This window comes from Variovorax boronicumulans (genome assembly GCF_030812215.1).
In the GTDB taxonomy this organism is placed as follows: domain Bacteria; phylum Pseudomonadota; class Gammaproteobacteria; order Burkholderiales; family Burkholderiaceae_C; genus Variovorax; species Variovorax boronicumulans_C.
The window spans coordinates 1-17,444 of sequence record NZ_JAUSSG010000005.1 but is presented as its reverse complement, the minus strand read 5'-3'; the positions used below and the strand labels follow the sequence as shown (position 1 = coordinate 17,444).

The window sequence follows — 17,444 nt, the reverse complement described above, 5'->3', positions numbered from 1 at the left end:
ACACATGAACACACTCACCATCGAAGACAGGTACTGGGAAGACGCCGTCGTCGGCGAGGAATGCGTCAGCCCTCCGTATGAGGTGACGGAAGCCCGCGTGATGGCCTACGCCGACCTCACGGGCGACCACACGCCCGTGCACACCGACGAGGCCTACGCCCGCACGACGCCCTTCGGCACCCGTGTGGCCCACGGACTGTTCGGCCTCTCGATCGCCGACGGCCTGAAGACCAGGAGCGACATGCGCTTCATGCCCGGCATGTCGCTGGGCTGGGAATGGAGCTTCGTTGCGCCCATCAAGCTGGGCGACACGGTGCGGGTGAGATTCCGCGTCGAATCCAAACGCGAATCGAAGAGCAAGTCCGGCTGGGGCATCCTGGTGCTGCCGTCCGAACTGATCAACCAGCGCGACGAAATCGTGCAGAGGGGCGAGCACCGCGTGATGGTGCCGAGGAGGCCGGCATGAACGCGGGAGTTCGGCAGGCATTGCCGCTGGCGGGAATCCGCGTCATCGACTACAGCCACTTCCTTGCCGGGCCCTACGTGGGCCGGTGCCTGGCGGCGCTGGGCGCCGAGGTCATCAAGGTGGAGCGCCCCGGCTCCGGCGATGCCGGCCGCCAGCACGCCTGGTTCGTCGGCGACCACAGCGGCTACTTTCTGCAGCAGAACATGGGCAAGAAGGGCCTGTCGGTCAACACCAAGGACCCGCGCGGCCGTGCGCTGATGAAGAAGCTGGTCGACAGCGCCGACGTGTTCGTCGAGAACTACCGCCCCGGTGCGCTGGACAAGCTGGGCCTGGGCTACGCGGAACTGGCCGAGACCAATCCGGGCCTCGTCTACTGCTCGATCTCCGCGTATGGCCATACCGGACCGGACTCGCATCGCGCCGGCTTCGGTCTCATTGCCGAAGCCAAGAGCGGCATCATGCAGATGGTCGGCAATCCCGGCGAGGCGCCGCCGCTGCTGCGCATCTCGCTCGGCGACATGTACACCGGCATCCACGCCGTGGCGGCGATCAACGCCGCGCTGCTGGGCCGCGTGAAGTCGGGACGCGGACAGCACATCGACATGGCGCTGTACGACACGCTGGTGTCGATGCACGAGTACGCGGTGCAGTGCTACACGCTTTCGGGCGGCAAGGAAGTACCGGTGCAGACCGGGCACGACATGCCCAACTCGACCCTGTACGGCGTGTTCCGAGCGCAGGATGGCGATCTGGTGATTGCCGCGCAGGTCGACGACGCATGGAAACGCTTCGCCGCCCTGGTCGAGCACAACGGTGGACCCGCCGGCTTCGGAGGCGACACGCGCCTGCACGACGCGGCCGGGCGCAACGCGAGACGCCTGGAGATCCTCGAAGTGGTCCGCCCGTGGGTGGCGCAACGCCCCGTGGCAGAGATACTGGAGATGCTCGACGGTATCGACGTGCCCTGCGCCAAGGTGCAGCGCATCGACGAAGTGCTGGCCGACCCGCAGATCCAGGCGCGTGGCATGGTGGTGGAGCAGGAGCATCCGGTGCTGGGCAAGATCCGCCTGCCCAACCTGCCTTTCCGCATGTCGGGATGCGACACCTCGATCACGCAGGTGGCGCCGGAGCTCGGCGAGCACAACACCGAGATCGCCGCGAGCCTGGGCTACGACGCCGCCCAGATCGCCGAGATGCAGGCCGACGGCGTCCTCTACAGCGCATGAGGAGGGCGGCAGCATGACCGACCGCTATGCCGTCATCGGCAATCCCATCGGCCACACCAAGTCGCCGCTGATCCACGGCAGCTTCGCGCAGGCGACCGGCCAGGCCATCGAGTACGGCGCCATCGAAGGCTCGCTCGAGCGCTTCGCTGACGACGTGCACGCCTTTCGCAAGGCGGGCGGGCGCGGGCTGAACGTGACGGCGCCGTTCAAGCTGCAGGCGCTGGCGCTCGCAACCGAGCGGCTGGAGCGTGCCGAGCTGGCCGGCGCCACCAATGCGCTCAAGTTCGAGGGCGACCGCATCATTGCCGACAACTTCGACGGCGTGGGGTTGACCCGCGACATCCAGCGCAACCTGGGTTTCGCCCTCAAGGGCGCGCGCATGCTGGTGCTCGGTTCGGGCGGAGCGGTGCGCGGAGCCCTGTTGCCTTTTCTCGCGCAGGAGCCGGCCGAGCTGGTGCTCGCGAACAGGACCTTGCCGAAGGCGGTCGACCTGGCTGCGCAGTTCGAGGTGCACGGCCCCGTGCGCGCCTGCGCCTACGCAGACTTGGCCGGGGAGCGGTTCGACATCGTCATCAACGGCACCTCGGCCAGCCTGAAGGCCGAGCTGCCACCGGTGCCGGCAGGGACCTTCCAGAACGCAAGGCTGGCCTACGAACTGGCGTACGGCAAGGGCCTGACGCCTTTCCTGCGCCTGGCGCAGAACGCCGGCGTGCCGAAGCTCGCCGACGGCGTGGGCATGCTGGTCGAGCAGGCGGCGGAGGCCTTCCTGTGGTGGCGCGGCGTGCGGCCCGACACCCGCCCGGTCATCGAGCGCATGACGATCCCGCTGGCCTGAGGCCGCGACAAGAAGGAAAGACCCGATGAAGATCCTCATGCTCCACGGCATCAACCACAACATGTTCGGCAAGCGCGATCCGAAGCAATACGGCACCACGACTCTCGCCGAGATCGACGCGAAGCTGCAGGCGCTGGGCAGGGAGCTGGGCGCCGAGGTCGAGAGCTTCCAGACCAACAGCGAGAGCGCCATGTGCGAGCGCATCCACCAGGGCTTCGTCGATGGCGTCGACGCGGTCCTCATCAACGCAGGTGCATGGACGCACTACAGCTACGGCATCCGGGACGCGCTGGCGATCCTCACGGTACCGGTGGTCGAACTGCACATGTCCAACATCCATGCACGCGAGGAATTCCGGCATCACTCGGTGTTCGCGGACATCGTGAAGGGCCAGATCTGCGGCTTCGGCCTGGACAGCTACCTGCTCGCCTTGCGTGCTGCCGTGTCGGCAGTGCGAAGCGCTCTCTGACGGGAAGCAGGCGCCCGCCCGGAGAACGGGCGACGGCGAAGCGGGTTCGCAGCGAGACAGCCGTGCCGCTTGCGAAACATGAGGCGGACGGTTGCGAAGAGCAGGGGTTGGCAGTGACCCGGATGTGCAAGCAAACGCGGTGTCGCTGATCACCGCACGCCTATCTTTCGATGCCATGGCGAGCAGCCGGTGCCGCGGCGCCGATCGCAAGAAGACGATGCCGTGTCCAGCGAAGCGATCGGCATCGCTGCGTCGTCGAAATGGAGAGAACGCAAGCAAGTTGCAGTGCTCCTGGTCATTCCGAAAATGAAATTCAGTCGCTCATTTTCAGAGGCAATTCAAGGCTCATTGCGGCCTCTGTACGGGTCACACTCATGAGCCTTGTCCTGTCGCGCAGGTCGATACCGCACGGGCTTCTGAATCGGTGCGTACATGGCAAGAGGCAGTGACATTCAATGTCGTGTCGCCGGCGTTTCATGTGACAACGAATGTCACTTCTTGCCGCTGCGTGTCCCTCGCAACGCGCGCAATGCATTCATCGGTTTTACCGATTTCATTTCATCGAGCCATCGAAGCGGATGGCACGCAGTTTGCTGAATCATTTATTTACACACTTCTTATAAATGACACATTCTTCGAACGACGACAAAGATGTCGCCTTGCTGGATCGCCGCACCTTCTTCATCGGCACCGCGAGCGCACTCGCCCTTGGCACGACGGCTTGCGGTGGTGGCAGCGGCGGAGGTTTTTCGCCGATAGGGGGAGCCACCGCGCAGCAGACACCGGGTGCCGCCCCTGGCGCTGTCGCAGGTGTCGACACCCCCGACACCCCAGCGCCCGAGCCGACCGCCCCTGAGCCCGAAGTACACAAGATCACGCACCCCGGCCTGCTGGTCACCGAGGCCGACCTGCAGCGCATCCGCGACAAGCTCGCCGCCAAGGCGGAGCCCTGGGTGGGCGGCTGGAACATGATGCTCAAGACGAACAACACGAACCTCGATGCGAAGCCGCGCCCCCTGGCGTTGGTGACGCGCGGTGTCGATGGCGAGAACTATTGGCAGATGGTCGGCGACATGGTGCGCGCCCTTCATCTCGCACTGCGCTGGAAGATCACGAACGACGAGAGCTACGCGAAGAAGGCGGTGGAGTTCCTCAATGCATGGTCGTCGACCTTGACCGAGCTGGGCGGCAACTCGAACGTCTTCCTCGCCTCGGGCCTCTACGGCAACCAGTGGGCCAACGCCGCGGAACTGATGCGGACCTACCCCGGCTGGGCGAAGGAGGACGTCGCGCGCTTCCAGACCATGCTGCTGAACGTGTTCTATCCGAAGGCCCACGACTTCCTGGTCAACCACAACGGCACGGAGACCAGAAAGGTCACCCACTACTGGGCGAACTGGGACCTGGCCAACATCTGCACCGTCTACGCGATCGGCGTGTTCTGCGATCGGAGCGACCTGGTCGCCGAAGCGAGCAACTATTACAAGAGCGGCCGCGGCTGCGGCGCGAGCGCCAACAACGTCTACTACGTGCATCCTGGCTATCTGGGGCAGTGGCAGGAGAGCCATCGCGACCAGGGCCACTCGACCCTCGGTATCTCGCTGGCTGGGATGCTGTGCCAAATGGCCTGGAACCAGGGCGAGGATCTCTTCGGTTACTGGAACAACCGGCTGCTCGCCGGCGCGGAGTACGTGGCCAAGACGAACCTGGCGGATGCCAACGGCAACGCGCTGTTCACGATGCCGTTCGCGCCATACGAAGGCGTCCACGGATCGGGGACCGCTGCGGCGGGCACAAATCAGCTGCGGCCCAACTGGGACCTCATCTACAGCCACTATGTGAGCCGCAAGGGACTCTCGGCACCCTGGACCAAGGCGATGCTCGACAAGATTCGGCCGGAGCGCGTCGATGGCGGCGACCAGCCGGGCATCGGCACGTTGCTCTATGCGCGCGATCCGGTCCCTGCCGCTGCGCCGAGCGGCCTGAGCGCATTCCTGAGCGACGCGAAGGTGCAGCTGTCCTGGTGGGGCACCGCAGGCGCGTCCCAGTACCTCGTGCAGCGCGCGGCTTCGCCCAACGGTCCGTTCACGACCCTCGCGCCGGTCACCGAACCGCGCACCTACACCGACGATCCTGTTCAGGGCACGTGGTACTACCGGATCGTGGCGGTGACCGGCGCCGGTGAGATGACCGGTGCGGATACCGTGCGCGTGGCGGTCCCCGGCGAGCTGTGGCTGCACCTGCCGCTCAGCGGCGATGCCAACGATGCCAGCGGCCGCGGGCTGCATGCGCAGTTGAAGGGCGGCACGAGCTGGGGCGAAGGACGCAAAGGCGCAAGCGCCGTGCAGCTCGACGGCCGCAGCGGTCACGTCCAGCTGCCCGACGGGGCCGTGTCGGCCCTGGGCGATTTCACGGTGGCGGTGTGGGTCTACTGGGATGCTTCGGTGGTCAATGCGCGCATCTTCGACTTCGGCTCCAACGACGTGACTTACATGGGGCTCATCCCGCGGGACGGCAGCGGCAAGCTGCGCTTCTCGGGCACGCGCAATCAGTTCTGGAACGAAGAGTCGGTGACGACCGACGTACTGCCCGCCGGGCGCTGGGTGCACGTGGCGGTCACGCTCTCGGGCACCGTAGGCACGCTCTACGTGGACGGCACGCAGGTCGCCACCGCGGACGGCATCTGGATCAATCCCTTCCAACTGGGCCGCACCACGCAGACCTGGCTGGGCCGTTCCCAGTACGGTGGCGACCCTTACTTCAAGGGCCGCATGCAGGACTTCCGCATCTACAGCGGCGCGCAGGACGCAGCCTTCATCGCGAACCTCGCCCGCTGAGCGCCATCGGGCAGCCGCGCTGCCCGGACAACCCTGAACCCGAATCGGCGCCCGCCTGCACAAGCGCGCCGGTGTTTCCCTCGACTGAACAGACCTCTCTCATGAACATTCTTTCTCGACGATGCATTTCCGCGCTGACGGCCTCGCTGCTGCTCTTCGGCTGTGGTGGAGGAGGTGGCGGCGGTGGAGGTACGGGCATTCCGCTGGTCGGCAGCCCGACGGGCCAGTCCGGCACCGGCGGTCAATCCGACGGCGGCCAGGTGGCCGGCAATACCTCCGGCGGTGGCACTGGCGGCACGAGCGGCGGCAACGCGCCTGTGCCGGCCACCGTCGCCCTGGCCAACAAGCTCGGCAAACCCTCCCGTGTGCTGGTCGGGCTGGGAGCGACTTCCATCGACGACATGAAGAGCCAGGACATCCACCCCGACATCGTGGAGCGCTATCTGGTGGGTGTGGGACCGGGCTTCTGGCCCACGTGGAACAGTCCCGATGGGACCTACGTCACCTCCACTGCGCAAGCTGCGAAGGACTACGGCGCAGTGCCCATGTTCACGCTCTACCAGATGACCGCGAACGGCGAGGGCAACCTGAGCAGCATCAACGATGCGACCTTCATGAACAAGTACTGGGGCCAAGTCCGGCTGATGTACCAGCGCATCGCGGAATCTGACAAGCCTGCCCTGGTCAACGTGGAGCCGGATTTCTGGGGCTTCGCCGCATCGCAGGCGCCCGGCCGCGACCTGACGAAGATGGCCGCCGCCGTGAGGGGCCAGCCGGAATGCAGCACTCTGCCGGACACCGTTGCGGGCCTCGGCCAGTGCTTCGTGCAGATGGGCCGCAAGGTCGCGCCGAAGGCGCTGATCGGGTTCCCGCCCGCTTTCTGGAACGGCACGCCCGTCGAGGTTGCAGCGATGATGCGGGCCGCCGGCGCGAACCAGGCGGACTTCATCGTCGCCCAGACCAGCGACCGCGACGCGGGCTGCCGGGAGGCGGCATCGAGGCCCGCGGAATGCCAGAACGGAAGCGCCCCGTTCTACTGGGATGCAAGCAACCAGACCAGCCCGAACTTCCACGACAACCAGAAGCAGTATTCGGACTACCGCACGGCCCTGGGCAACGGCCTTCCGATCCTGTGGTGGCAGACGCCGATGGGCGTGCCTTCCGACACGCCCGGCGGCACCGACCAGCACTACCGCGACAACCACGTCGACTACATGCTGACCAACACCCAGGAATACGGCGACATGCACACCATCGGGATGGTCTTCAGCGCGGGCGGCAGCCACCAGACCTCGATCAGCACGGACGGAGGCCAGTTCGCGCGCCTTTCCGCGCAATACCTCGCGAGAGGCGGCGCTGCGTTGAAGTAGCGGTCATATGGCCCCGTCGTGGCGCGGGGCCGATGTGGCGGCCGGGGAAGCACGGCAGTCTTATCCCGCCTGGGGATGCTCCTTGGCGAAGTCGTCGAGGATCCTTTCAGGAGCACGTCTTTCACCGCTTCTGGGGCATGCTGATGCGCAGCGGATATCCGCGCCGGTTTAGCGACTGGCGCAGGACGATCCGACTGGCGAAGCGCTCGATGCCGATGTCGTCTTCCAGCATCTGTTCCATCAGGGTCTGAAATGGCCGACGCTGGGCGCCACCACTTCAGCAGGCAGTCGTAGCCGCCGCTAAAGTTGTAGCACTCGACGATCTCCGCGTACTTCTCGGCGGCGTCCTCGAATCTGCTGGATTCCGCCGATCAACACTCGGCTCTCCCATCGTCGATGAGGTGTGTCTGGAACCTTCGCCTTCCGTCTGCGCCATCGAAATGTTTTGGACTCTATTTCTTCATGCCCGGTAAAGTACCGAGCAGTTTTTTGAACTCTATTTGTTTGTCTTGAACTCCATTCGCTTCGACCGCACCCGCTTCGACGCCGCCATCGTCGACCTCGACGGCACCATGGTCGACACGCTCGGCGATTTCGCCGAATCCCTGAACCGCATGCTGCGCGATCTGGACCTGCCGCCGGTGGCGCCTTCCGCCATCGAACGGATGGTGGGCAAGGGCTCGGAGCACCTGATCCATTCGGCGCTCGTGCATGTCATGACGCCCGCCGGCGGGGTCGATGTGCAGGCCAGGGCACAGGCGCTCTTCGACCGCGCCTGGGACCGCTACCAGCACCACTACCTCGCCATCAACGGCCAGCACTCGGCGCTGTACCCAGGGGTGCTCGAGGGGCTGAAGGCGTTGCGCGCGCGGGGCCTGCGGCTGGCCTGCCTCACCAACAAGCCGACCTCGTTCGCCAAGCCGCTGATGGCCGAAAAAGGGCTGGATGGCTTTTTCGAACTGGTGTTCGGCGGCGATGCCTTCGAGCGCAAGAAGCCCGACCCGCTGCCGCTCCTGAAGACCTGCGAGGCGCTGGGCACGGTGCCGTCGCGCACGCTGATGGTGGGCGATTCGAGCAACGACGCGCGCGCCGCAAGGGCGGCTGGTTGCCCGGTCGTGCTCGTGACCTACGGCTACAACCACGGCGAGCCGGTGCGCGACGTGGATGCGGACGGCTTCGTGGATTCGCTGGCCGACCTCTAGGCCCCGGCTAGGACTTGCCGAGCAGCGCGTCCTTCAGCTTCCAGTCGGCCGGGCTTGGGCCGAGCCAGATGCGCAGGAGCGCATTGAAGAAGGCCGGCTCCTTCACCGGATCGGGCTGCGGCACGCCGCGCACGGTGATCACCGTGCCGGTGCCGGGCAGCCAGTCGATGGTGAAGGTGTCGCCGGTCTTGAGCTGCTTCTGGTCCGCGAACATCTGGCCCATGCGCAGCAGGCCCGGAATGAGGTTGACCATTTCGCTTTTCGGCGAGTTCTCTTCCACGCCCTTGGTGAAGAGCTTGCCGAGTTCGTTGGCATCGATGTCGCGCAGCATCGTGATCGCCACGCGCTTGGGGCCGGGGGCGGCCAGTGCCTCTTCGGTGGTCGAAACCTTCTTGCCGACGTAGAGGCCGGCCGTGTAGACCTTGAATATGGCCTTGAAGCGAACGCCCGCGCCGTTGAGCTGCAGCGGGGTGCCGCGCAGGTCCAGGCGGTCTTCCAGCTTGACGCCGGCGACATCCACTTGCGCGGCCGAGGCGCCAAGCGCCGATGCCAGGCAGGCCAGCAGGGCGAGACGCGAGAACACCTTGGGAATCGAGAGTGCGGGCAAGTGGAGCCTCCTTGAATTTGCGAACGGTCGTGCGAATGTATCTTTTCGTGTTACCGCCAAGGCTTCGGGGGAACCCTGAAACCGGCTTTATTGCTCAATCGGCCGTTTTCGTGGGCTAAACTCCCGCTTCCATGTTCGTTCATCACATCAATCAAACAGGTGAAGGCAGCCGGGGAGCCTGGCCCTGGCGTAGCCATACTTCGCTGACTGTTTGATTGCACGGCGCACGCCGTGCGCCCGCGGCGCCGGATCGATTCCCTCGACTCCGGGCCACCAGTGAATGACCTTGCCACCGACCGAAGACGCGTCGGCCGGCAACTGGAGAACGAATCCGTGATCACCGAACTTGAATTCAAGAGCCTCAGCGCCCAGGGCTACAACCGCATCCCGCTGATGGCCGAGGCCTTTGCCGACCTCGAGACGCCCCTTTCCCTTTATCTGAAACTTGCCCATTCCCAGGGCGGCGGCAAGCACAGCTTCCTGCTCGAATCGGTCGTGGGCGGCGAGCGCTTCGGGCGCTACAGCTTCATCGGCCTGCCCGCACGTACCTTGTTGCGCGCAAGCGGTTTCGGTGCCGATGCCGTGACCGAAGTGGTGACCGACGGCCAGGTCGTCGAGACCGCCGCCGGCAACCCGCTCGATTTCATCGCGCAGTACCAGAAGCGCTTCAAGGTCGCGCTCCGGCCGGGCCTTCCGCGTTTCTGCGGCGGCCTCGCCGGCTACTTCGGCTACGACACGGTGCGCCACATCGAGCGCAAGCTCGAAAAAAGCTGCCCGCCCGACACGCTCGGCTGCCCCGACATCCTGCTGCTGCAGTGCGAGGAGCTCGCCGTCATCGACAACCTCTCGGGCAAGCTGTATCTCATCGTCTACGCCGACCCGAAGCAACCCGAGGCCTACGCCAACGCCAAGCGGCGCCTGCGCGAGCTGAAGGAAAAGCTCAAGTACTCGGTGGCCGCGCCCATCGTGAAGCCCACGCAGCCGCATCCGGCCGAGCGCAGTTTCGCCAAGGCCGACTACCTTGCGGCCGTGGAGCGCGCCAAGGAAATGATCGCCGCCGGCGACTTCATGCAGGTGCAGGTGGGCCAGCGCATCAGCAAGCGCTACACCGAGTCACCGCTGTCGCTGTACCGCGCGCTGCGTTCGCTGAACCCATCGCCCTACATGTACTACTACCACCTGGGGGATTTCCACGTGGTCGGTGCATCGCCCGAGATCCTGGTGCGCCAGGAGAACACGGGCGAGGGCGAGCAGAAGATCACCATCCGCCCGCTGGCCGGCACGCGCCCGCGCGGCGCCTCGATCGAACTCGACAAGGCCGCCGAGGTGGAGCTCATCAACGACCCGAAGGAGCGCGCCGAGCACGTGATGCTGATCGACCTCGCGCGCAACGACATCGGCCGCATCGCCAAGACCGGCACCGTGAAGGTGACCGAGGCCTTCGCGGTGGAACGCTACAGCCACGTGATGCACATCGTGAGCAACGTCGAGGGCACGCTCAAGGACGGCATGACCGCCATCGACGTGCTCAAGGCCACCTTCCCCGCCGGCACGCTGACCGGCGCCCCCAAGGTGCATGCGATGGAACTCATCGACCAGCTGGAGCCCACCAAGCGCGGCCTCTACGGCGGCGCCTGCGGCTACATCAGCTATGCGGGCGACATGGACGTGGCGATCGCGATCCGCACCGGCATCGTGAAGGACCAGATGCTGCACGTGCAGGCCGCGGCCGGCGTGGTCGCCGACTCGGTGCCCGAGCTGGAATGGAAAGAAACAGAGGCCAAGGCGCGCGCACTCCTGCGTGCCGCCGAGCTGGTCGAGGAAGGCCTGGAATGAGCACCGCACCCGATATTCAGAACGACTTCTCGCACGAGATCATCGGCGCCGCCGTCGAGGTGCAGCGCGTGCTCGGCACGGGGCTCGACGAGGGCGCCTACGCTGCCGCGCTGGCCATCGAACTGGCCGAACGCGAGATCGGCTTCACGCGCGACGTTGCGCTGTCGGCCACCTACAAGGGGCGCTCGCTCGGCGAGGTGTACCGCGCGGGTTTCGTGATCGAGCAGTCGGTCATTGTCGAGCTCAAGGCGGTCGATGTGCTGACCGACCTGCACCGCGCGCAGGTGCTCGCGGCGCTGCGTCTCTCGGGTCTCAAGCTGGGCCTTTTGATCAACTTCAACGTGTTCCCCGTCGTCAAGGGCGTGCACCGGATTGTGAGCAAGCCATGAAACTGCTGATGATCGACAACTACGATTCGTTCACCTACAACATCGTCCAGTACTTCGGCGAGCTGGGTGCGGATGTGCAGGTGCACCGCAACGACGAAATCACGGTGGCGCAGATCGGTGAGCTGATCGCCTCCGGCGTGACGCGGCTCGTGGTGTCGCCGGGGCCGTGTTCTCCTGCGGAAGCGGGCGTGTCGGTGGCGGCCATCGAGGCCTTCGCGGGCAAGCTGCCGATTCTTGGCGTGTGCCTCGGCCACCAGGCCATCGGCGCGGCCTTCGGCGGCAAGATCGTTCGGGCGCAGCAACTGATGCACGGCAAGACCAGCGAGATCACGACCACGCAAGAGGGCGTGTTCGCGGGGCTGCCCCAGAAGTTCATCGTCAACCGCTATCACTCGCTCTCGATCGAGCGCGAGAGTTGCCCGAAAGCATTGGCTGTCACCGCATGGACCGACGATGGCGAGATCATGGGGGTGCGGCACACCGGGTACGCGCACGATGTGCGCATCGAAGGCGTGCAGTTCCATCCCGAATCGATCCTCACCGAGCACGGCCACGCCATGCTCAAGAACTTCCTGGACTGATCCGCCATGACAGCAGACCGCTCTTCCCTCGTCGACCTGCGCAGCGACACCGTCACCCAACCCACCCCCGCGATGCGCGAAGCCATGATGGCCGCGCCGCTGGGCGACGACGTCTTCGGCACGGACCCGAGCGTCAACGCGCTGCAGGAAAAGATCGCCGCGCTGCTGGGTTTCGAGGCGGCGCTGTTCGTGCCGACCGGCACGCAGAGCAACCTGTGCGCGATCCTCTCGCATTGTGGGCGCGGCGACGAATACATCGTCGGCCAGCAGGCGCACTGCTATCGCTGGGAAGGCGGCGGCGCGGCGGTGTTCGGCAGCGTGCAGCCGCAACCGCTCGATCACGCGCCCGACGGCACGCTGCCGCTTGCGCAGATCGAGGCGTCCATCAAGCCCGACGATGCGCACTTCGCGCGCACCAAGCTGCTGGCGCTGGAGAACACGCTGGGCGGCAAGCTGCTGCCGTTCGAGTACGTGCAAGCCGCGACCGATCTGGCGAAGAGCAAGGGGCTGCAGCGGCACCTGGACGGCGCGCGCCTCTTCAATGCCGCGACCGCGCAGGCCGCGCTGAACAAGCGCAGCGACATCCGCGCCGAAGCCCGCCGCATCGCGCAGTGCTTCGACAGCGTGTCGGTCTGCTTCAGCAAGGGCCTGGGCGCGCCCATCGGCTCGGCACTGGTCGGTTCGCGCGAGTTCATCGCGCGGGCGCACCGCATCCGCAAGATGGCGGGCGGCGGCATGCGGCAGGCGGGCCTGCTGGCTGCGGCAGCGTCGCATGCGCTCGACCACCACGTCGATCGCCTTGCAGACGACCACGCGCTGGCCCAGCGCCTCGCGCAAGGGCTCGAAGGCATCGAAGGCCTGACTGTCGAGGCGCCGCACACGAACATCGTGTTCGTCGACCTCACGGGCGCGGCGCAGGCGCGTTCGTCGGAACTGCTTGCGAGCCTCAACAGCCAGGGCATCCTCGCGACGGGCCTCTATCGCCTGCGCTTCGTGACGCACCTGGATGTCGACGCCGCGGGCGTGGACCGGGCCGTGGCCGCGATCCGCGCCTTCTTCAAGTCCTGAATTCGGCGAGGACGCGATGCCTGATCTTCCCCATCTGCTCGCCTTCATCGCCGCCGGCTGGCTGCTGAACCTCACGCCGGGGCCCGATGTGCTCTACGTCGTGACGAACTCGCTGCGCTCGGGCGTGCGCGCCGGCATCGTGGCGGGGCTCGGCATCACCGCCGGCTGCTTCGTCCACATCTTCGCGGCAGCGGTTGGCGTCGGCACGCTGATGGCGACATCGGCGGCGGCCTTCACAGTGCTCAAGTACATCGGCGCGGCCTACTTGCTGTACCTCGGCGTGCGCATGGTGCTGTCGCGTCCGGCGCCGCCTGCCGATCTCGGCAGGGCCGCCGCAGCAGTGGGCGGAGAGCGCAGTCTCAAGGCGATCTTCCTCGGCGGCTTCTGGACGAACGTGCTCAACCCCAAGGTGGCGTTGTTCTTCCTGGCCTTCGTGCCGCAGTTCATTGCACCCGGCGCCGACAACAAGGCGCTGTACTTCGTGCTGCTGGGCGTGCTGTTCAACCTCAACGCCATCCCCGTCAACGTGGGGTGGGCCGTGGCGGCGGGCTGGATGGCGCGCCGCGGCGCCGTGCAGAAGGGCATGCACTGGCTCGACCGTGCGGCCGGCGTCCTCTTCATCGGCTTCGGCCTCAAGCTCGCGTTCACCGACGCACCGGCCGTTCGCATCGGCCACTGACATCTACCGAGGAGACTCACCATGATCACCCCCCAGGAAGCGCTGCAGCGCACCATCGAGCACCGCGAGGTTTTCCACGACGAGATGCTGCACATCGTACGGCTCATCATGAGCGGCGAATGCTCGCCCGTGATGATGGCTGCGCTGATCACGGGCCTGCGCGTGAAGAAGGAAACCATCGGCGAGATCACCGCCGCCGCGCAGGTGATGCGCGAGGTGTCGACGAAGGTGCCCGTGACCGACACCACGAACCTCGTGGACATCGTGGGCACCGGCGGCGACGGCTCGCACACCTTCAACATCTCGACCTGCTCGATGTTCGTCGCGGCCGCGGGCGGTGCGAAGGTGAGCAAGCACGGCGGGCGCAGCGTGTCGAGCAAGTCGGGCAGTGCCGATGTGCTGGAGTCGCTGGGCATCAACATCAACCTGAAGCCCGAGCAGATCGCGCGCTCCATCGAGCAATGCGGCATCGGCTTCATGTTCGCGCCCAACCACCACCCGGCGATGAAGAACGTCGCACCGGTGCGGAAGGAATTGGGCATCAAGACCATCTTCAACATCCTCGGGCCGCTGACCAATCCCGCGGGCGCGCCGAACATCCTGATGGGCGTGTTCCACCCCGACCTCGTGGGCATCCAGGTGCGCGCGCTGCAGCGCCTGGGCACCGAGCACGCGATGGTGGTCTACGGCCGTGACGGCATGGACGAGATTTCGCTGGGCGCCGCCACGCTGGTGGGCGAGCTCAAGAACGGCGAGATCCGCGAATACGAACTGCACCCCGAGGACTTCGGCTTCGCGATGTCGAGCAACCGCGCGCTGCGTGTGGAAACGCCCGAGCAGTCGAAAGCGATGCTGCTGGGGGTGCTCGACAATCAGGCCGGCCCGGCGCTCGACATCGTGCTGCTGAATGCCGGCGCGGCGCTGTATGCGGCCAATGTGGTCGACTCGGTGGCCGCGGGCGTCGAACGCGCGCGCGAAGCCATCGCGTCGGGCGCGGCGAAGGCCAAGCTCGCCGAGCTGGTCAAGGCCTCCGCGACCGTCTGAGCCTCAGAGACAACCGAAAGCATCCCAAGCCATGTCCGACATCCTCGACAAGATCGTTGCCGTCAAGCACCAGGAAGTGGCGGCCGCGCTGAAGCGCGCACCGCTCGAAGCCGTCCGCTTCGACGCCGAGAGCCGCGTACTCACGCGCGATTTCGAAGCTGCCCTGCGCGCTAAGATTGCCGCCGGCCAGGCCGCCGTGATCGCCGAAGTCAAGAAGGCCAGCCCGAGCAAGGGCGTGCTGCGCGAAGACTTCATTCCGGCGGACATCGCGCAGAGCTACGCCGAGGGCGATGGCACTGTCAGCGCGGCATGCCTTTCGGTGCTGACGGACAAGCAGTTTTTCCAGGGCGGCGTGGACTATCTCAAGCAGGCCCGCGCCTCGTGCGACCTGCCGGTGCTGCGCAAGGATTTCATCGTCGATGCGTACCAGGTGTACGAATCGCGCGCGATGGGCGCGGACGCCATCCTGCTGATCGCCGCGTGCCTCGACGATGCGCAGATGAAGGACTACGAAGCCATCGCGCTGGGGCTCGGCATGGCGGTGCTGGTGGAGGTGCACGATGCGGCTGAGCTCGATCGCGCGCTGAAGCTCAAGACGCCGCTGATTGGCGTCAACAACCGCAATCTGCGCAACTTCGAGGTGTCGATCCAGGCCACCATCGACCTGCTGCCGAAGCTGCCGGCCGATCGGCTGGTGGTGACCGAATCGGGCATCGCCACGCGCGAAGACGTTGCCACGCTGCGTGCGGCGGGCGTCAACGCATTCCTGGTCGGCGAAGCGTTCATGCGCGCCAAGGAACCCGGCGAGGCCCTCGCTGCGTTGTTCCAATGAGCCGGGCCGATCAGCTGTCGAGCAGCGATCCTGCCGACTGGCCGGTGGCACCGGGTTGGCAGCCGCTGGTCGACGATTTTTTCGGCGGTGTCGTGGGGCAGAAGCTGCAGGGTTTCTTGCGTGAGCGCCTCGATGCGGGCGCCGTGATCTTTCCGCCGCAACCGCTGCGCGCGCTGGAGCTGACGCCGCCCGAAGACGTGCGCGTGGTGATCCTGGGGCAGGACCCGTACCACGGGCGTGGGCAGGCCGAAGGGCTTGCGTTCTCGGTGGCACCCGGCGTGGCGCTGCCGCCGTCGCTGCGCAACATCTTCAAGGAGCTGCAGCGCGATCTCGGTACGCCGCCGCCGCAGTTTCCGAATCCGGGTGGCAGCCTGGTGAAGTGGGCGACGCATGGCGTGTTGCTGCTCAACACCTGCCTCACCGTCGAGGAAACCCAGCCGGCGAGTCATTCGGGCCGGGGTTGGGAGGTGTTGACCGATGCCGTCATTCGACATGTATCTGACGGCGCGAAACCTGTTGTTTTTATGCTCTGGGGCTCGCACGCGCAAAGTAAGCGTGCGTTGATCGACGTTAAGCGCCACAAGGTGCTGATGTCGAATCATCCGTCGCCACTTTCCGCCTTGCGCCCGCCTGTGCCGTTCATCGGATGCGGACATTTCGGCGAGGCGCGTGCCTGGCGGGAGGCGCACCAGGGAGGCGGCTGAATTCGCGGATAATCGCCGCGGTCAACGCCTCGTGCAGTTCTTCCGCTTCTTCTTGTCGCTGGGGGTTCTGTGTAGTCACAAAACCGTGCTATATTTCGAGGTTCGCCGGAGAGGTGGCCGAGTGGTTAATGGCAGCAGACTGTAAATCTGCCCTCTTACGAGTACGCTGGTTCGAATCCAGCCCTCTCCACCAGCGATGAATTTGGTTTCTAAGAGCGATTGGATCTAGCGCTTTGGGTGCCTTGAAGTGCCCCCGATGCGGGAGTAGTTCAATGGTAGAACCCCAGCCTTCCAAGCTGATGACGCGGGTTCGATTCCCGTCTCCCGCTCCAGAGACCCGGTTCGACGCCGGAAGCGATTGGTTAGACAAAAGCCCTTTTGGCTCAGTGGTAGAGCACTCCCTTGGTAAGGGAGAGGTCGCGGGTCCGATTCCCGCAAAGGGCACCAGTTTCTGGGGGTTGCAACGGCAGGTTTGCAACCCATCTGCATGCGTTGAAATCGTTTTTTTCGGAGTCGAAAAATGGCAAAAGGTAAATTCACCCGCACCAAGCCGCACGTGAATGTGGGCACGATCGGTCACGTTGACCACGGCAAGACGACGCTGACGGCTGCGATCGCAACCGTTCTGTCGGCCAAGTTCGGCGGCGAAGCCAAGGCTTACGACCAGATCGATGCAGCGCCCGAAGAAAAGGCCCGTGGTATCACGATCAACACCGCGCACGTCGAGTACGAAACGGCCAACCGCCACTACGCTCACGTGGATTGCCCTGGCCACGCCGACTATGTGAAGAACATGATCACCGGCGCTGCCCAGATGGACGGCGCCATCCTGGTGTGCTCGGCCGCTGACGGCCCGATGCCCCAGACCCGTGAACACATCCTGCTGGCTCGCCAGGTGGGCGTGGGCTACATCATCGTTTTCCTGAACAAGTGCGACATGGTCGACGACGCCGAGCTGCTCGAGCTGGTCGAAATGGAAGTGCGCGAGCTCCTGGACAAGTACGAGTTCCCCGGCGACGACACCCCGATCATCCACGGCTCGGCCAAGCTCGCCCTGGAAGGCGACAAGGGCAAGCTGGGCGAAGAAGCCATCATGAAGCTGGCCGAAGCGCTGGACACGTACATCCCGACGCCCGAGCGCGCTGTGGACGGCACGTTCCTGATGCCCGTCGAAGACGTGTTCTCGATCTCGGGTCGCGGCACCGTGGTGACCGGCGCCGTCGAGCGCGGCGTGATCAAGGTTGGTGAAGAAATCGAGATCGTCGGCATCCGCCCGACCGTCAAGACCACCTGCACCGG

The 17,444-nt window shown here is 65.6% G+C and carries 18 protein-coding genes and 3 tRNA genes; 19 read left to right on the top strand and 2 right to left on the bottom strand.

All coding sequences use genetic code 11. The features are described from left to right. Positions 1-4: 4 nt before the first annotated feature. The 6 genes from J2W23_RS14715 (at position 5) to J2W23_RS14690 (ending at position 7,203) form a co-directional block, all read left to right on the top strand. On the top strand, positions 5-466 hold the full coding sequence (locus J2W23_RS14715; RefSeq protein ID WP_176660926.1) for a MaoC family dehydratase: 462 nt from the start codon (positions 5-7) through the stop codon (positions 464-466). Further along, positions 463-1,692: a CaiB/BaiF CoA transferase family protein gene (locus tag J2W23_RS14710; RefSeq protein WP_307649252.1), complete on the top strand. Its 1,230-nt coding sequence runs from the start codon at positions 463-465 to the stop codon at positions 1,690-1,692. The genes J2W23_RS14715 and J2W23_RS14710 overlap by 4 nt, the downstream gene beginning before the upstream one ends. A 13-nt stretch (positions 1,693-1,705) precedes the next feature. Next, on the top strand, positions 1,706-2,527 hold the full coding sequence (aroE, locus tag J2W23_RS14705) for a shikimate dehydrogenase (protein ID WP_307649251.1): 822 nt from the start codon (positions 1,706-1,708) through the stop codon (positions 2,525-2,527). A 25-nt stretch (positions 2,528-2,552) separates the two neighbouring features. Further along, on the top strand, positions 2,553-2,996 hold the full coding sequence (gene aroQ, locus J2W23_RS14700; protein ID WP_307649250.1) for a type II 3-dehydroquinate dehydratase: 444 nt from the start codon (positions 2,553-2,555) through the stop codon (positions 2,994-2,996). A 623-nt stretch (positions 2,997-3,619) separates the two neighbouring features. Beyond that, positions 3,620-5,833, top strand: a complete 2,214-nt coding sequence (locus tag J2W23_RS14695) for a LamG-like jellyroll fold domain-containing protein (protein WP_307649249.1) — start codon at positions 3,620-3,622, stop codon at positions 5,831-5,833. A 101-nt stretch (positions 5,834-5,934) separates the two neighbouring features. Next, a complete protein-coding gene (locus J2W23_RS14690) occupies positions 5,935-7,203 on the top strand; it encodes a hypothetical protein (protein ID WP_307649248.1) in 1,269 nt (422 codons plus the stop codon). 121 nt (positions 7,204-7,324) lie between these two features. Here J2W23_RS14690 and J2W23_RS14685 read toward each other — a convergent pair whose 3' ends face one another. After that, the gene (locus J2W23_RS14685; RefSeq protein WP_307649247.1) at positions 7,325-7,444 is read right to left on the bottom strand and encodes an AsnC family transcriptional regulator; all 120 of its coding nucleotides are present in this window, start codon (positions 7,442-7,444) and stop codon (positions 7,325-7,327) included. 268 nt (positions 7,445-7,712) lie between these two features. On the opposite strand from J2W23_RS14685, the gene J2W23_RS14680 reads away from it, so the two are divergent. After that, positions 7,713-8,405 (top strand): phosphoglycolate phosphatase, encoded by a 693-nt coding sequence (locus J2W23_RS14680; protein WP_307649246.1) that lies wholly within the window; start codon positions 7,713-7,715, stop codon positions 8,403-8,405. A 7-nt stretch (positions 8,406-8,412) separates the two neighbouring features. On the opposite strand, the gene J2W23_RS14675 is transcribed toward J2W23_RS14680, so the two are convergent. Then, positions 8,413-9,012 carry a chalcone isomerase family protein gene (locus J2W23_RS14675; RefSeq protein WP_176660934.1) on the bottom strand — a complete coding sequence of 200 codons (600 nt, stop codon included), beginning with the start codon at positions 9,010-9,012 and terminating at the stop codon, positions 8,413-8,415. A 333-nt stretch (positions 9,013-9,345) separates the two neighbouring features. Between J2W23_RS14675 and trpE the strand changes: the two genes are divergently transcribed. The 12 genes from trpE to J2W23_RS14615 form a co-directional block, all read left to right on the top strand. Next, complete coding sequence (trpE, locus tag J2W23_RS14670) at positions 9,346-10,848, top strand: anthranilate synthase component I (protein WP_176660935.1); 1,503 nt, start codon at positions 9,346-9,348, stop codon at positions 10,846-10,848. Next, positions 10,845-11,237, top strand: a complete 393-nt coding sequence (locus tag J2W23_RS14665; RefSeq protein WP_124465528.1) for a GxxExxY protein — start codon at positions 10,845-10,847, stop codon at positions 11,235-11,237. The genes trpE and J2W23_RS14665 overlap by 4 nt, the downstream gene beginning before the upstream one ends. Next, positions 11,234-11,818: an anthranilate synthase component II gene (locus tag J2W23_RS14660; protein WP_176660937.1), complete on the top strand. Its 585-nt coding sequence runs from the start codon at positions 11,234-11,236 to the stop codon at positions 11,816-11,818. The genes J2W23_RS14665 and J2W23_RS14660 overlap by 4 nt, the downstream gene beginning before the upstream one ends. A 6-nt stretch (positions 11,819-11,824) precedes the next feature. Continuing rightward, complete coding sequence (gene ltaE / locus J2W23_RS14655; RefSeq protein ID WP_307649245.1) at positions 11,825-12,886, top strand: low-specificity L-threonine aldolase; 1,062 nt, start codon at positions 11,825-11,827, stop codon at positions 12,884-12,886. A gap of 16 nt (positions 12,887-12,902) precedes the next feature. Continuing rightward, complete coding sequence (locus tag J2W23_RS14650) at positions 12,903-13,565, top strand: LysE family translocator (RefSeq protein WP_307649244.1); 663 nt, start codon at positions 12,903-12,905, stop codon at positions 13,563-13,565. Positions 13,566-13,586: 21 nt separating this feature from the next. Next, positions 13,587-14,609, top strand: coding sequence for an anthranilate phosphoribosyltransferase (trpD, locus tag J2W23_RS14645; protein ID WP_307649243.1), 1,023 nt, complete (start codon positions 13,587-13,589; stop codon positions 14,607-14,609). A 31-nt stretch (positions 14,610-14,640) separates the two neighbouring features. Then, positions 14,641-15,441 carry an indole-3-glycerol phosphate synthase TrpC gene (gene trpC / locus J2W23_RS14640; protein WP_307649242.1) on the top strand — a complete coding sequence of 267 codons (801 nt, stop codon included), beginning with the start codon at positions 14,641-14,643 and terminating at the stop codon, positions 15,439-15,441. After that, on the top strand, positions 15,438-16,145 hold the full coding sequence (locus tag J2W23_RS14635) for a uracil-DNA glycosylase (protein ID WP_307649241.1): 708 nt from the start codon (positions 15,438-15,440) through the stop codon (positions 16,143-16,145). Before trpC ends, J2W23_RS14635 begins: the two co-directional genes overlap by 4 nt. Positions 16,146-16,252: 107 nt before the next feature. Continuing rightward, a tRNA-Tyr gene (locus tag J2W23_RS14630) sits at positions 16,253-16,338 on the top strand. A 65-nt stretch (positions 16,339-16,403) separates the two neighbouring features. Next, positions 16,404-16,477 (top strand) — tRNA-Gly (locus J2W23_RS14625). Between the two features lie 40 nt (positions 16,478-16,517). After that, positions 16,518-16,592 (top strand) — tRNA-Thr (locus J2W23_RS14620). Between the two features lie 73 nt (positions 16,593-16,665). Next, the coding region (locus J2W23_RS14615) for an elongation factor Tu (RefSeq protein ID WP_307649240.1) at positions 16,666-17,444 on the top strand (779 nt) is incomplete at its 3' end.